This is a genomic window from Gilliamella sp. B2887, assembly GCF_026537015.1.
Classification (GTDB): Bacteria; Pseudomonadota; Gammaproteobacteria; order Enterobacterales; family Orbaceae; genus Gilliamella.
This window is the reverse complement of sequence record NZ_JAFNMX010000001.1, coordinates 235,351-250,776: the sequence shown is the minus strand read 5'-3', so window position 1 is coordinate 250,776 and position 15,426 is coordinate 235,351. Positions and strand designations below refer to the sequence as shown.

Genomic DNA, 15,426 nt, shown 5'->3' with positions numbered 1-15,426 from the left:
TTACTCCTTATTGTCATTAGTATCTTGTTTTTTATCTTTATCTGATGATCCACCGGCACTATATAAAAATTGTCCAATTAAATCTTCAATGACTACTGCTGGCTTTGTGTTATAGATAATAGAGCCATCTTCAAGATAAGGATTGATATCTTCTTTATTATGACTGTCCTTACTTGGTAAAGATGTCGGTGCATCTAAAGCATCAACATCGTATTCTATGCTTTGATCTAATCCAAAGTTAATATCGATAAATTGTTCACCTAATAGACCTGATGTTTTAATTGAAAGTGCACTTAATTTTGGAATTTTATTATATTGGGTGTCTAAATCCATGGTTACCCAAGGTTTATAGTCTTCATTGTTCGTAGCTTTTAAACTTATATTACTGACACGGCCAATAACAACACCACCAATTTTAATTGGTGAGCGTACTTTTAAACCACCAATATTATCAAATTGCGCATAAACTCTATACGAATTATGACTGATAAACGATGTTGGGTCAGTTACTCTAAAGCATAAGAATAGTACTGAGACAATAACCAGCACCATAAATAATCCCACTGTAATTTCTACTTTACGACTCATGTTAAATGACCTCAATTACTAAACATTAATGCGGTTAAAATAAAATCTAACCCCAAAATAACCAATGATGAATAAACAACTGTATTAGTTGTTGCCCGACTAATTCCTTCCGATGTTGGTACACAATCGTATCCATTAAAAAGTGCAATCCAAGTGCTCGCAATAGCAAATGCGAAACTTTTAATAAAACAGTTACCTAAATCATGCCACCAATCGACATTACTTTGTATGGATGACCAAAAGAATCCTGCGTCAATCCCTTTCCAATCAACACCAACTAATACGCCACCTATGATGCCGACCGCAACAAAAATCGCTGTTAAAAAAGGCATGCTGAAAAATCCTGCCCAGAACCGTGGAGCGATAATTCGGCGTAACGGATCGATTGCCATCATTTCCATACTCGATAATTGCTCGGTTGCTTTCATAAGACCAATTTCAGCTGTTAAAGCAGAACCTGCACGACCGGCAAAAAGCAGTCCCGCAACAACAGGTCCTAGCTCTCGTAATAATGCCAATGCAACCAACATCCCTAAACTGGCTTCAGCACCAAATGTTGTTAAAATAAAGTAACCTTGTAACGCTAGTACCATGCCGATAAACAGACCTGACACGATAATAATGGATAGTGATTGAACACCAACAAAATAGAATTGTTTGATCAGTAATGGGAATTGTTTTTTAAATTGAGGCTGACCAATCAATGCACCAAATAGCATCATTCCTGATCGGCCAATTAGGGCGATCACATTAATCAACCATTGCCCAATTTTCTCGAGTAAATTCAACATTATTTTATCCCTCTACATAGGTCCGATTTGTAATCATTAGCAGGATAATGAAAAGGCACAGGTCCATCAGCAAGTCCTTCCAAGAATTGTTTGACTCGTAAATCGTTATTGTCACGTAGTTGCTCTGAGGTACCTCCAGCGATAATATGCTGTTCTGCTACAATGTAGGCGTAATCGGCTATACTCAATACTTCATTTACATCATGACTGACCACAATGCATGTTAAGCCTAAGGATTGGTTGATTTCAGAAATAAGCTTAACTATTACACCCATTGAAATGGGATCTTGCCCAGCAAAAGGTTCATCAAACATGATTAAATCTGGATCAAGTGCAATCGCTCTAGCTAATGCAGCTCGCCTAGCCATCCCTCCAGATAATTCTGATGGCATCATGTTTGCCGCACCACGAAGTCCTACGGATTGTAACTTCATTAATACCAAATTATGTAATACTGGCTCAGGTAATCTAAGATGTTCACGCAGTGGATAAGCAACATTATCAAATACTGATAGGTCAGTAAATAATGCGCCTGATTGAAATAGCATGCTCATGCGTTTGCGTACTTCATATAGCCTTGCGCGGGACATGGTGGGTATGTCTTCACCATCAAATAAAATCTGTCCTGTTTGTGGTTTTAATTGTCCACCAATCAGTCTTAATAGTGTAGTTTTACCAATTCCAGAAGGTCCCATAATAGCGGTTATTTTACCTTTTGGAACGGTCAAACTCATATTTTTATAAATAGGTCGCGTTCCACGATAAAAAGACATATCGTGTATTTCAACCAAATTTTGCTGTAATGCATCAGTCACAATGATTTCCTACACTACCAGAATTAAAATTTCGCCTATTTTACTTGATATTTATAAATAATGAAATCTATTAAACACATTATCAGTGAGTCTGTTTTTACTGTTTTAGCGATATTATAACTTGATTATTCAGATATTTTATACTCAAACGTATAGTTAATCTGAAACTTTTTTACACTCATTATTTTTTATTAATATGCAATAAAATAGAATTTGAACTCATGTAATGGAATTAATGCAATCAACAAGAGTAATTTACTCTATATATCAACGCGTAATTGAGCTATTCATGGCGTGCCTTACGGGCTAAGTAGTTACCCGTACTTTGGACAAATTGAATGACAATAACCAAAATAAAGACGCAAATATAAGTCACTGTGGTGTCAAAACGTTGATAACCATATGAAACCGCTAAATCGCCGATACCCCCAGCACCAATAGCACCTGCCATAGCGGTAGCTCCAATTAATCCAATTGTGGCGGTTGTAAGCGTTAAAAGTAATGAGCTAAAAGCTTCAGGTAACATAAAGTGCCAAATTATTTGGATAGGTGTTGCGCCCATGGCTTGGGCTGCTTCAATAATACCGCTTTTTACATCTAATAACGAATTTTCCACTAATCGAGCTATGTAAGGGGCGACATAAAAAGTCAGTGGGACAATTGCAGCTGTGGTGCCAATTGAGCTACCGACAATAAACTTTGTTAAAGGCAAAATTGCCACAAGCAAAATGATAAATGGCAAGGAACGGACTAAATTTATCATTGGGTTGATAACCCGGTATACCCGTCTATTTTCAAGCAGACCTGAAGGACGAGTTGTGACTAAACAGATACCTAGCGGAATGCCAATTAATGAGCCCAATATTAAAGAACACACGACCATAATCAATGTTTCGTAAGAGGCTTGTACAAACTGATCAGAAGTGACCGTTGTGGCAAAAGTCGTGCTTAAATAACTCAATATATTATTTAATATTTGCATTTAGTTGATCTCCCATTGTTTTATTTCGGTCACTTGAACATCACGTTCACGTAGATAGTGTACCGCTTCTTTAATGTGGTTATCATCTCCTTTTAATTGAACAAACATACTGCCTAAAACCGTTTTTTCGATTTCTGACATATGGGCAAATAAAATATTCACGATGACTTTTTGTTGTAATATGAGTGAGTTAATGACGGGTTCAGAGGCTGAACGTCCTAAAAACTCCAATTTGAATAATTTGATATTATTTTTGTTTTCCTCAATCTTTAATAGATTTTCAATTACCCCACTTGGGATTTGATCGTTTATCACAGAGCTGACAAAATTTTGGGTGGTATGGTGTTTCGGATAGCCAAATACATCAAGCACATTACCATGCTCAATAATTCTGCCTTTTTCCATTACGGCAACTTTGTGACAAATTCGTTCAATCACACTCATCTCATGAGTGATTAATACGACGGTTATTTTATATTTTTCATTGATTTTTCTTATTAAATCTAAAATGGCTTGGGTGGTTTGTGGATCAAGCGCAGATGTGGCTTCGTCGCACAACAGTATATCAGGATCGTTAGCTAAAGCTCGCGCTATACCTATGCGTTGTTTTTGTCCACCTGATAGCTCTTTAGGATGAATATTAGCTTTATCACTTAATCCCACAAATTCTAAAAGTTCCCTCACTTTTCGTTTAATCGTTTGTTTATCTTTTTTGATTAGAACTAACGGAATGGCGACATTTTCAAATACAGTTTTCGACTCGAGTAAATTAAAATGTTGAAAGATCATACCGATTTTTCGACGAACTAGGCGTAAATCTTTACTAGATAATTGGTTGAGTGATTGATTTTGAATAAAGACATTGCCTTGAGTGGGCCTTTCAAGAAAATTAATTAAACGAACAAGTGTACTTTTTCCTGCCCCGCTATAACCAATAATGCCATAAATATCACCCTTTGCTATGGTTAGGTTGATATTATTTAATGCTTGGGTAGTAATGCCATTACGCTCGTATTGTTTTGATACACATTCAAATTTAATCATGGTTTACCGCCGGCTTTTTATTTTGTGCTAATTGGATGAGTGCCTGTTGGGCAAGTTCAGATAAATATTTAACCGCAGGCATTATCATATCTCGATTAATTTGAAATTTAGGATGATGCACAGCATAAGAACTTTGTGAACCAAGGTTAATAAAAGCGCCTGGAACATGATGTAAGTAATGAGCAAAATCTTCGCCACCTAATTGAGGTTTAAAATCAACAATTTCATAATTTTGCTGCTGAGCCACTTGTTTGGCAAATTCCACCCATTTGGCATCATTGATAATTGAAGGTGGGCCATCAAACCAGCGCAGCTCAGCTTGTGCGCCTAGGGCAGAAGCAATATTTTCAGTAATAATTGTTAACTGCTGTTTAACTCTAGCTCTAATTTTAGGGGTGAGCGTTCTAACCGTTCCTTCCATTTCTACTGTTTCGGGAATTACATTCCAGGTATTTCCACCCTGAAATTTGGTTATACTTACAATAACTGCATCTAATCCGCTGATACTGCGACTCGATATGGTTTGAATGGCATTCACTATTTGAGCACCAACAACAATAGGATCAACACCGGTTTCTGGTCTTGCTGCATGTGCGCCCACACCTTTAACAGTAATTTCAATACGGTCGACGTTAGCAGAAAACGGTCCGGCACAGGATGCCATCTGATTTATGGATAAATTGGGATTATTATGTTGCCCTACTATTGCATCAACACCATTTAATGCGCCGATTTCAATAAAATGTAACGCGCCACTAAAGTTTTCTTCAGCAGGCTGAAACAGTAGACGAATTGTTCCTTTTAAATCGTTTTCATGTGCTTTTAGTAAATAAGCTGCTCCCATTAAAATAGAGGCATGTACATCGTGACCACAGGCATGCATCACATCTGGATTTCTTGAGCGGTAGTCACAAGTAGTTTGTTCTTTGATAGGCAATGCATCAATATCAGCACGTAATGCTAGCACTGGTGAACCTGAGCCAATTTCTGCTATCACTCCCGTTTTAGCTCCTAATTCTAAAATGCGGATATTGGCTTTTTGTAAATAAGATTTTAATCGTTTTGTGGTTTCAAATTCCTGATTAGAAAGTTCAGGATTTTGGTGTAATTCGACAAAAAGCTGATGAATAGTATTTGCGATAGTTTGACTCATAATTTATCCAACGATTAATGATGATTGATGGCATTAACGGTAACATAGGCTTATTTATCTCTCTAATAATCGTTTTTTATATCTTATTCCAAAAAGTTATAAGATAGAATTACTTGGAATAAATGAACTATTTTTTATATGATAGAGTGTATCAAGTGTTTATAGCTTATCAAGGGTAACTCACATGAAAAAATGTTTAATCAAACAAAAATTGTTTAAATACCTATCACTTGTTTTCATCATATGTTCAGCATTTTTTATAAATGCTTGTAATGACTCATCCAAGCAAACCGATAATCAAACGAAAAAAGAGATCAGTATGGGGGTATCGCCCGGTCCCTATAATGATCTGTTTAAAGATGCCGTTAAGCCAATATTGGAATCAGAAGGTTATAAGGTTAAATTGATCAATTTCCCACATTTGCTTGAATCGGATGTAGCTTTAAGCGAAGGAAGTATTGATTTAACCGTCGCTCAGCATACTGCTTATATGGATGTTTTTAATAGTCAACGCAAAGCAAATTTAAAGCCTGTGGTTCATGTTCCATCTGTACCAGCTGCCATATTTTCGAATAAATATACCTCATTAGATCAAGTGTTTGCGGGCGCTAAAGTTGCGATCCCACAAGATGCATCAAATGCTGCCCGTTCTTATAACTTATTAGAAAAAGCAGGTTGGATTAAGTTGAAAGACAATGCAGATCCGATCATCGTTAGCAAAAATGATATCGCTCAAAATATTGCCGGGATTGAGATTATTGAAATGGATTCAGCGAACATACCCCGTGTAATGAATGAGGTTGATTTTGCGGTAATACCAGGAAGTATCGTTTATTCAGCTAACATTGACTCAAGTAAAGCGTTACTTTTAGAAACCATTATTCCTGATTTAGAAATTATGGTTGTTGTAAACGGTGGCAATGAAAATAGTCAGTGGGCTCAAGATATTAAGCGTATTTATCAATCCCAACAATTCAAAGATTATATGAAAGCACATAATCAAAATGGTTATTGGGTAATGCCTAAGGAATAAATCAAAATACAAATTAATGCATAGTAGTATAGAGGAAACTAGTCGCCTAAAGCCGGTTTAGTCACGGGCTTTTTAATATCTTATCATCTGATTATCTATAACTGATGCCCAAGCATCAATTCCACCTGTGAGATTATATAGGTTTTGGGCATCAAAGCCATTTTCGACTAAATAATTCGCAACATTTAAACTTCTTACACCACGGTGGCAATAAATAACGATATCGATACCATCTGGAATTTTATCTAAATATAATGGAATAAGATTCATTGGAATGTGTGTTGACCCATTAATGCTGCATATGTCGACTTCATTAGGTTCACGAACATCAAGTAAGAATAATTCTTCAGATGCCTCTATTTTCTGTGCTAGTTCCACAGGTGTAATTGATTTTATGGTCGTTGTCATTTAAAAACTCATTATCATGTTTGTCAAAAAGTTTGAGGTTACCTATACGTTTTAGTAAAAAATATCAACTAACACCGTTATATTATCCTACAATGATTATGTAGGATGATATTTTTCTTGATTATGCCGTTAAGGCTTTACTGATTTTTTCATATAAATCTTTAGAAAGATTATCAAGTTTTAGTAATGTTTCAAGCGCTGTTCGCATCTGTTGTTGTCGTTTTTCGTCATAACGTTTTAATCGAATCAGTGGATCAATTAATCTAGCAGCAACTTGTGGGTTTTTTTGGTTTAACTCAGTTAAAATCTCAACTAAGAAATGATACCCACTGCCGTCTTGTGCATGAAAAGCAACAAGGTTATTATTCACAAAAGCACCAATTAATGCACGGATCCGATTTGGGTTACTCATTGAAAATGAACGGTGAGTTAATAATTTCTTCACAGTTGATAGCACCTCGGTATCAGGACTTGTTGCATTGAGGGATAACCATTTGTCCATTACCAAACCATCTTGATGCCATTTTTCATCAAAATCAGTTAACAATTCATTGGAGCAATCGAGTTGCGTTTTAACTGCTACAGTTAAAGCCGCTAAGCAATCAGTCATGTTATTTGCTTGATAGTATTGCTGACTTACTAATGTGTTTGCATGGGATTTATTATCAGCATAGGCTAATAAAGTTAAACAGCAGTTTTTAAGAGATCGCTTAGCAATATCTATATGTTCAATATGATAGTCAACAGCTTTATTATTAAAATAAACCGCATTGAGTTCGTCGTTCAGTTCGTTGGCAAAACGGCTTAATAAAAATTGACGAACTTGATAAATAGCGGCTGGATCGATGACCTTAAATAAATTGGCTAATTCGTTTTCAGACGGTAAAGTTAAAATTTGTGCAATTAGAGCTGGATCAGTTGTTTCTGATAATAATACTGCCCTAAAGGCATCTAATACGGATTCTGGTAATGTTAATTCACGATTTTCTTGGTAATTTACGACATTTAAACGAACATATTTTGCCAATAACATTTGGGATGCATCATAACGGCTAAAAGCATTAGTAGCATGTTGCATCAAGAAAATCAGATCATCGTCTAGATAATCATAAGTCAATTTAACTGGCGCTGAAAAATCTCGTAGTAGTGAAATAATTGGTTTTTCATTAATATGGTCAAAAATAAATTGCTGTTTAGGCTGCGTCAGATTTAACACATGGTGAATGGGTTTTCCTTGATATTGTAGTGTCATCACTTGGCCATTATGTTGATATAATTCAATATCTAGTGGAATATGCAGCGCTTGTTTTTCTGCTTGATCTTGAGTTGCAGGGGTATGTTGTTCAACAGTTAAAGTATACTGCTGATTTTTGGGGTCATAACTGTCAGTAACCATTAATTCAGGTGTTCCTGATTGGCTATACCATAATTTAAATTGAGTTAAGTCGATTCCCGATGCATCTTGCATAGCAGCTACAAAATCATCACATGTTGCTGCACTACCGTCATGACGCTCAAAATAGAGCTTCATACCAGCTTGAAATTTGTCTTCTCCTAATAAGGTATGCATCATACGGATAACTTCAGCACCTTTTTCATATACGGTTACTGTGTAAAAATTATTCATCTCAATGACTTGGTCAGGTCGAATAGGGTGTGACATCGGACTTGCATCTTCAGCAAACTGTACTGTGCGCATTAATTTTACATCATCAATCCGCTTAACGGCTCTTGAACCCATATCAGCACTAAATTCTTGATCGCGAAATACCGTTAATCCTTCCTTTAAGCTAAGTTGGAACCAATCTCGACAAGTGACGCGATTACCGGTCCAATTATGAAAATATTCGTGACCAACGACACCTTCTATTCCTAAATAGTCCGTATCGGTTGCAGTTTCTGGTTTGGCTAATATATATTTGGAATTAAAGATATTCAGACCTTTATTTTCCATTGCTCCCATATTGAAAAAATCAACGGCGACAATCATAAAAATATCCAAATCGTATTCTAATCCAAAACGTGTTTCATCCCAGCGCATAGAATTTTTTAAGCTGGCCATAGCCCAATGTGAACGGTCTAAATTACCTTTATCGACATAAATTTCTAAATCAACTTTACGATTAGATTGAGTGGTAAATTGATCTCTTAAGATGTCGAAATCACCTGCAACTAAAGCAAATAGGTAGGCTGGTTTAGGAAAAGGGTCTTGCCATTGAACCCAGTGACGTCCATCAGCAAGTTCACCTTGTGCAATACGGTTACCATTAGAAAGTAGGTAAGGGTAGTTTTGTTTATTGGCGGTAATTCGAGTTGAAAATCGAGCAAGGACATCAGGTCGATCAAGATAATAGGTAATATGTCTAAATCCCTCAGCTTCACATTGAGTACATAGCGCTTCACCCGAAACATATAGTCCTTCTAATCCCGTATTATCAATTGGTTTAATGTCGTTAACTATGGTGAGTATAAATTCACTTGGAACGTTTTGAATGATTAACCCTGTTTTAGTAATTTGATAGTCTTGCCATGGTTGTTCGTTAATATTGATCGAAATGAGCTTAAGGTCTTCGCCATCTAAAATGAGATCTTTTGCTTGCTTGTTTTTTTTCACAACACGACTGCGAGCTATGACTGTCGTGATGTCAGCTGCTAAATCAAAATCAAGATCGATGTCAGTAATAGTAAAATCTGGTGCTTTATAATCAAGACGATATTTGGCAATGGGTTGTAATTCCGCTGTTTTGGTATTCATTTTGTCATGACCTTTTTGGTTGGTATTTAATCTATCTTCTATTTAGTGAGTATTATAGCTGATTAAAAACAATCTTATTACATAATTAATCTATCTCTTCACTATTATTCTGCTATAATCTGAGGAATTTTCTTTATAGTAGTAATAATAGATACATATGTTACCAGCAATAATTACATCAATTTTAGATACTGATGCATATAAGTTGCATATGCAACAAGCCGTTTTTCATCATTACCCTGATGCAACCGTCGTTGCGCAGTTCCGATGTCGTAGTGATGACTTATTAGGGCACTATGCTGATGAAATAATGTATCAAGTAAAATTAATGGAATCATTATCACTTACGGATGATGAATTTAATTATTTATCTGACATTCCTTTTTTTAAATCTGACTATTTAAATTGGCTTAAAAATTGGCACTTTAATAGTGATTTACTCACCATTAAAAACGAAGATGGCATGCTTGAAATTTCGATTGAAGGTAAATGGTTAGATGTTATTTTATGGGAAGTCCCCTTACTTGCGGTAATTAGTGAAATTGTACATAAGGCTCGTTCTCCACAAATTGGCGTACCGGAGGCCATTGCCAGGCTGAAAGATAAATTAGCTCAATTTAATGAAAAAACGGCTAATATGAATAAGTCTGATTTTAATTTAATGGATTTTGGTACGCGTCGGCGTTATTCGTTTGCGGTGCAAGAAGCCGTTGTTAGCTATTTGAAAGATAATTTTGAAAATTTTCATAGCACCAGCAACTATTTACTTGCTTATCGTTTGGGGTTAACGCCTGTTGGAACACAAGCTCATGAATGGTTTCAAGCGCATCAACGATTAAGTCCAATTTTGAAAGATTGCCAAAAAGATGCGCTTCGAGTTTGGTTAGACGAGTATCCTCATGATTTAGATATTGCTTTAACTGATTGTATTACCATGGATGCTTTTTTGCGTGATTTCGATCATCACTTTGCTTCTTGTTATCAAGGTCTTCGTCATGATTCGGGGGACTCTATTGAATGGGGTGAAAAGGCGATTAAACATTATCAGAAATTAGGGATAGATCCTAAGACTAAATTACTTGTTTTTTCTGATAGTTTAAATTTTGATAAAGCTATTAAAATTTATAACCATTTTAATCATCGAGTAAAACTGTCATTTGGTATAGGTGGTTTTTTGGCGTGTGATATTCCTTCAACTGAAGTGAATACCAAAGCATTGAATATTGTAATTAAATTAACGCAATGCAATAATCAATCTGTAGCTAAATTATCTGACAGTCCAGGTAAAACAATATCTCAAGATTTAAATTTTATTGATGAGTTAAAACGAACTTTCAACGTTAAATATTAATAATAACTTATTATTAATCTTATAAATATAAATCCAAAATAAAACTTTTTTAATTGGGGTATTGATTCCATTCTATTATGGGAAATCGTTAAAATATATCAGTATAACTTAAAATTTAATTAAACAAATTAATGTAGAGATGGATAATAAAATGAATTCAGTTGCACCTATTGTTAATGTGTTACAAGGCAAAATCGCTGTTGGTAGCACCGTTTCCGTTCAAGGCTGGGTAAGAACTCGCCGTGATTCTAAGGCAGGTATTTCATTTTTAGCAGTTTATGATGGCTCTTGCTTTTCGCCTATTCAAGCTGTTATCGAAAATAACTTACCTAATTATGAACAAGATATTTTGCGTTTAACCGCGGGTTGCTCGGTTAAAGTCACTGGTAAAGTTGTGGAATCACCAGGGCAGGGACAAAAATACGAATTACAAGCAACGCAGGTTGATGTATATGGTTTTGTTGACGATCCTGAAACGTATCCTATGGCGGCTAAACGTCACTCAATTGAATATTTACGTGAAGTTGCCCATTTACGAGCAAGAACTAATATTGTCGGTGCAATTACGCGTGTTCGTCACACTCTTGCTCAGGCTATTCATCAGTTTTTTGACGAACGTGGCTTTTTTTGGCTTTCTACGCCAATTATTACCGCTTCGGATACCGAAGGTGCTGGCGAGATGTTTCGTGTTTCAACGCTTGATATGTTAAATCTTCCAAAAAACGATAACGGTAAAATTGATTACGATAAAGACTTTTTTGGTAAAGAAGCATTTTTAACGGTATCTGGTCAATTAAATGCTGAAACTTATGCATGTGCGCTTTCAAAAGTTTATACTTTTGGTCCAACTTTTAGAGCTGAGAACTCAAATACTACACGCCATTTAGCTGAGTTTTGGATGATGGAGCCTGAAGTTGCGTTTGCTGATCTTGATGATAACGCTAAACTCGCTGAAGACATGTTGAAATATGTATTTAAGACAGTACTCGAAAAACGAGCTGACGATATGCAATTTTTCGCTCAACATATTGATAAAGATGCGATTAATCGTCTAGAAAACTTTATTAAGGCTGATTTTGCACAAGTTGATTACAACGATGCCATCACCATTTTACAAAATTGTGATGCTCAATTTGAAAATCCAGTGAGTTGGGGTATTGATTTAGCCTCAGAACATGAACGTTATTTAGCTGAGCAATATTTTAAAGCGCCAGTTGTTGTTAAAAATTACCCTAAAGATATTAAAGCATTTTATATGCGCATGAATGACGATGGTAAAACTGTGGCTGCAATGGATGTGTTAGCACCAGGCATTGGTGAAATCATTGGTGGATCACAACGTGAAGAACGTTTAGATATGTTAGATAAACGTATGGACGAAATGGGTCTTAAAAAAGAAGATTACTGGTGGTATCGTGATTTACGTCGTTATGGAACAGTCCCTCACTCTGGTTTTGGTCTTGGATTTGAACGCTTAATTGTCTATGTTACTGGTGTACAAAATGTCCGAGATGTTATTCCATTCCCAAGAACCCCGCGTAACGCAAACTTCTAAACTGATTATATTTCATACACTAAACCGATTTTAAGTCGGTTTAGATGAAAAAAGCACAATACAGATTCAAAAAAAGTATAAAAATTAGTCAAACAGACCCCTTTTTGACATTAGACATCATGTTTAACGAAAAGTTCACTTGATTTTAAGTTAAATTTAGACATAATTCACTCTGCTATGAAAATTGGATAAAAATAATAGACAAAAATATTATTTTTGGATGAATAATCATCGTAGTAGAAATTGACTCAAATCCTATGGACTGTGTCAGCAATAAAATAACCATGAGGGTAAAAAATGAAACGTAATCTATTAGCAATCGCTATTCCTGCACTTTTAGTTGCAGCTGGTGCAAACGCTTCTATCGAAGTATGGAACAAAGACGGCAACAAAGTTGACTTTTATGGTCGAGTAAAAGCAGCTAACAACATCACTGACCGTGGTCAAAAAAATGAAGGTGATGATACTTCAGCTCGTCTAGGTATGTCTGGTCAAACGCAAATCACTGATAGCGTGACTGGATACGGTCGTTGGGAATATGAAGCGGCAGCAGGTAAAAATTCTTCAAACGAAGTTCGTTATGCGTTTGCTGGTTTAAACTTTGGTGACTTAGGTTCATTCGATTATGGTCGTAACGATGGTGTTTTAAAAGCAATCACTGCTTATACTGACGTATTACCACAATTTGGCGGTGATGCAGCGAATAATGATTGGAACGTGCTTTCAGCTCGTACTAAAGCGGTTGCAACTTATCGTAACAACAATCTATTTGGTTTAGCTGATGATATCAGTTTTGCATTACAATATGCTGATAACGGTGATAATTCACAAACTGAAGATTCAGTTCGTGGTGAATCAAGAGAAGCTTATGGTCTTAATGCTCAATGGCGTATTTTTGATACAGGTTTAACAGCAGGTGCAGGTTATGCTCAATCAACTTCAAGCGATCATCGCCATAGCACTTGGACTACTGGTCTTAAATATGAAAATTATGATTTATATTTAGCTGCTAACTATTTCCAAACCAAAATTAAAAATAAATGGATTGTAACTAACAATGCTAATGGTAATAGATATATTTCTGATGAAAAAATCAAAGGTTTTGAATTAGTTGCACAATATGGTATTGATTTAAATGTGGGTCGCTTAACTCCATCTTTAGCTTATGTACAACATAAAGAAAGTATTGATCATTATCGTTATGCAGATCATTCATCAACCTCACCTTTAGCTAAATATGTTTCTTTAGGTGCAACTTATGATCTAAATAAAAACTTTAGCGCGATTGTTGAATATAAATTCAATCTTCTTGATCGTAAAGATGTCGGCGCTGCAAACAATACTGAAAATTCTCGCGGTCACAAAAACAAACCAGGTACTAAAGATGTGTTAGGTGTTGGTTTAATTTACCAATTCTAATCTCTTAACCCCTATATAAAAGGCACTTAGGTGCCTTTTATATTACCTAATAAAAATTTTTTTAAGCAAAAAAACATTTAATGTTTAAAAAAATTAATATTAAATATTAAAATAATCGCAAAACCTCAGATTTTATCTAAAGAACATTGTTAAATAGATAGTATATATGATTAAAATCTATTTATAAAAATTAAAATAGATATCACCGTAATAATATAATTGCTATTTTTAGTAGTTAATTATTAAATCCAGAGCAAAGTAATTTGCTTTTTTAATAATAAAATATACCTACGAGGGTAACAAAATGAAACGTAATCTATTAGCAATCGCTATCCCTGCGCTTTTAATTGCAGGTACAGCTAACGCTTCTATTGAAGTATGGAACAAAGATGGAAATAAAGTTGACTTTTATGGTCGAGTTTATGCTTTAAACTATATTACTGATCGCAACAATCAAACTGGCGAAGGTGACAAAACTACCGCTCGTTTAGGCATGTCAGGACAAACACAAATCACTGACAGTTTAACAGGTTATGGTCGTTGGGAATATGAAGCAAAAACAGGTAAAGACGCTGATAACGAAACTCGTTATGCATTTGCTGGTTTAAACTTTGGTGATTTTGGTTCATTCGATTATGGTCGTAATGATGGTGTGTTAAAAACGTTAACTTCCTACACTGATGTTTTACCAGAATTTGGTGGAGATGCATCAAACAATGATTTTTATGCATTAACTGCACGTACTAAAGCTGTAGCAACATACCGTAATTCAGATTTCTTCGGTCTAGTTGATGGTTTACGTTTTGCTGTTCAATACGCTGACAATGGTGATAACAGTTCAACTGATCATTTCAATAGACAAACTCAAAATGGTCACAATAGTGCCGAAGCATGGGGTTCAGTTGTAGATTGGGATGTGCTTGATACTGGTTTAACTGTTGGTGCAGGTTATGCACAAACAGGCGGTCATAAAGATGCTAAATCATGGTCAGCTGGTGTTAAATATGACAACAACAACATATATTTAGCAGCACTTTACATTGAAGGTAAGCAAAAATATGGTTGGAACAATGCTTCAACAAATCGTCGTGCTGATGATTTAAAAACTAAAGGATTTGAAATTGTAGCACAATATGGTATTGACTTTGATATTGGTCGTTTAACTCCATCTGTTGCTTATATCCAACATAAAGTTAAAGATGCGTCTAGCTTAACAAGTGATGCGGGTCTTAAAGGTAATGATCTAGCTAAATATGTTGATGTTGGTTTAACTTATGACTTCAACAAAAATTTATCAGCAATTGTTGATTATAAAATCAACTTGTTAGATAAGGATGATATTGGCGCACGTCGTGCTTTATATGAAGATGGTACATTTACTAAGTCTCAAATTAAAGCAACTGCCAAAGATACCGTTGCACTTGGTTTAATCTATCAATTCTAATTAGTTGTAACTGGTTAAAGTTTAAAAAGGCACTTCGGTGCCTTTTTTATTATCTATTGATTAATAAATATCTCTTGCACTTTAATTC

The 15,426-nt window shown here is 35.4% G+C and carries 13 protein-coding genes; 5 read left to right on the top strand and 8 right to left on the bottom strand.

Translation table 11 applies throughout. From position 1 onward, the window contains the following. The 6 genes from mlaD to J3U13_RS01105 form a co-directional block, all read right to left on the bottom strand. Positions 1 to 588 carry an outer membrane lipid asymmetry maintenance protein MlaD gene (gene mlaD, locus J3U13_RS01130; RefSeq protein WP_267339553.1) on the bottom strand — a complete coding sequence of 196 codons (588 nt, stop codon included), beginning with the start codon at positions 586 to 588 and terminating at the stop codon, positions 1 to 3. 11 nt (positions 589 to 599) lie between these two features. Further along, a complete protein-coding gene (gene mlaE, locus J3U13_RS01125) occupies positions 600 to 1,379 on the bottom strand; it encodes a lipid asymmetry maintenance ABC transporter permease subunit MlaE (protein ID WP_267339552.1) in 780 nt (259 codons plus the stop codon). Further along, the gene (gene mlaF / locus J3U13_RS01120; RefSeq protein ID WP_416380326.1) at positions 1,379 to 2,170 is read right to left on the bottom strand and encodes a phospholipid ABC transporter ATP-binding protein MlaF; all 792 of its coding nucleotides are present in this window, start codon (positions 2,168 to 2,170) and stop codon (positions 1,379 to 1,381) included. The genes mlaE and mlaF overlap by 1 nt, the downstream gene beginning before the upstream one ends. Positions 2,171 to 2,477: 307 nt before the next feature. Continuing rightward, on the bottom strand, positions 2,478 to 3,176 hold the full coding sequence (locus tag J3U13_RS01115) for a methionine ABC transporter permease (protein WP_267339550.1): 699 nt from the start codon (positions 3,174 to 3,176) through the stop codon (positions 2,478 to 2,480). Continuing rightward, a complete protein-coding gene (locus tag J3U13_RS01110) occupies positions 3,177 to 4,220 on the bottom strand; it encodes a methionine ABC transporter ATP-binding protein (protein WP_267339549.1) in 1,044 nt (347 codons plus the stop codon). Then, positions 4,213 to 5,373, bottom strand: a complete 1,161-nt coding sequence (locus J3U13_RS01105; protein ID WP_267339548.1) for an amidohydrolase — start codon at positions 5,371 to 5,373, stop codon at positions 4,213 to 4,215. The genes J3U13_RS01110 and J3U13_RS01105 overlap by 8 nt, the downstream gene beginning before the upstream one ends. 184 nt (positions 5,374 to 5,557) lie before the next feature. Between J3U13_RS01105 and J3U13_RS01100 the strand changes: the two genes are divergently transcribed. Continuing rightward, a complete protein-coding gene (locus J3U13_RS01100; protein ID WP_267339547.1) occupies positions 5,558 to 6,406 on the top strand; it encodes a MetQ/NlpA family ABC transporter substrate-binding protein in 849 nt (282 codons plus the stop codon). Positions 6,407 to 6,478: 72 nt separating this feature from the next. Here J3U13_RS01100 and J3U13_RS01095 read toward each other — a convergent pair whose 3' ends face one another. After that, a complete protein-coding gene (locus J3U13_RS01095; protein WP_267339546.1) occupies positions 6,479 to 6,814 on the bottom strand; it encodes a rhodanese-like domain-containing protein in 336 nt (111 codons plus the stop codon). A gap of 121 nt (positions 6,815 to 6,935) precedes the next feature. Then, positions 6,936 to 9,569, bottom strand: a complete 2,634-nt coding sequence (pepN, locus tag J3U13_RS01090) for an aminopeptidase N (RefSeq protein WP_267339545.1) — start codon at positions 9,567 to 9,569, stop codon at positions 6,936 to 6,938. Between the two features lie 157 nt (positions 9,570 to 9,726). On the opposite strand from pepN, the gene pncB reads away from it, so the two are divergent. The 4 genes from pncB to J3U13_RS01070 all read left to right on the top strand — a co-directional run bounded on the left by pncB (position 9,727) and on the right by J3U13_RS01070 (position 15,338). Further along, complete coding sequence (pncB, locus tag J3U13_RS01085; protein WP_267339544.1) at positions 9,727 to 10,920, top strand: nicotinate phosphoribosyltransferase; 1,194 nt, start codon at positions 9,727 to 9,729, stop codon at positions 10,918 to 10,920. 151 nt (positions 10,921 to 11,071) lie between these two features. Continuing rightward, positions 11,072 to 12,475: an asparagine--tRNA ligase gene (asnS, locus tag J3U13_RS01080; RefSeq protein WP_267339543.1), complete on the top strand. Its 1,404-nt coding sequence runs from the start codon at positions 11,072 to 11,074 to the stop codon at positions 12,473 to 12,475. A 297-nt stretch (positions 12,476 to 12,772) separates the two neighbouring features. Beyond that, positions 12,773 to 13,894, top strand: a complete 1,122-nt coding sequence (locus tag J3U13_RS01075) for a porin (RefSeq protein WP_267339542.1) — start codon at positions 12,773 to 12,775, stop codon at positions 13,892 to 13,894. 304 nt (positions 13,895 to 14,198) lie between these two features. Next, positions 14,199 to 15,338 carry a porin gene (locus J3U13_RS01070; RefSeq protein WP_267339541.1) on the top strand — a complete coding sequence of 380 codons (1,140 nt, stop codon included), beginning with the start codon at positions 14,199 to 14,201 and terminating at the stop codon, positions 15,336 to 15,338. Positions 15,339 to 15,426 lie beyond the last annotated feature (88 nt).

What these genes read in the sequence shown, in the direction of transcription:
- mlaD (WP_267339553.1), bottom strand. Translation starts at nt 588, where the DNA reads ATGAGTCGTAAAGTAGAAATTACAGTGGGATTATTTATGGTGCTGGTT.
- mlaE (WP_267339552.1), bottom strand. Translation starts at nt 1,379, where the DNA reads ATGTTGAATTTACTCGAGAAAATTGGGCAATGGTTGATTAATGTGATC.
- J3U13_RS01115 (WP_267339550.1), bottom strand. Translation starts at nt 3,176, where the DNA reads ATGCAAATATTAAATAATATATTGAGTTATTTAAGCACGACTTTTGCC.
- J3U13_RS01110 (WP_267339549.1), bottom strand. Translation starts at nt 4,220, where the DNA reads ATGATTAAATTTGAATGTGTATCAAAACAATACGAGCGTAATGGCATT.
- J3U13_RS01105 (WP_267339548.1), bottom strand. Translation starts at nt 5,373, where the DNA reads ATGAGTCAAACTATCGCAAATACTATTCATCAGCTTTTTGTCGAATTA.
- J3U13_RS01100 (WP_267339547.1), top strand. Translation starts at nt 5,558, where the DNA reads ATGAAAAAATGTTTAATCAAACAAAAATTGTTTAAATACCTATCACTT.
- J3U13_RS01095 (WP_267339546.1), bottom strand. Translation starts at nt 6,814, where the DNA reads ATGACAACGACCATAAAATCAATTACACCTGTGGAACTAGCACAGAAA.
- pepN (WP_267339545.1), bottom strand. Translation starts at nt 9,569, where the DNA reads ATGAATACCAAAACAGCGGAATTACAACCCATTGCCAAATATCGTCTT.
- pncB (WP_267339544.1), top strand. Translation starts at nt 9,727, where the DNA reads ATGTTACCAGCAATAATTACATCAATTTTAGATACTGATGCATATAAG.
- asnS (WP_267339543.1), top strand. Translation starts at nt 11,072, where the DNA reads ATGAATTCAGTTGCACCTATTGTTAATGTGTTACAAGGCAAAATCGCT.
- J3U13_RS01075 (WP_267339542.1), top strand. Translation starts at nt 12,773, where the DNA reads ATGAAACGTAATCTATTAGCAATCGCTATTCCTGCACTTTTAGTTGCA.
- J3U13_RS01070 (WP_267339541.1), top strand. Translation starts at nt 14,199, where the DNA reads ATGAAACGTAATCTATTAGCAATCGCTATCCCTGCGCTTTTAATTGCA.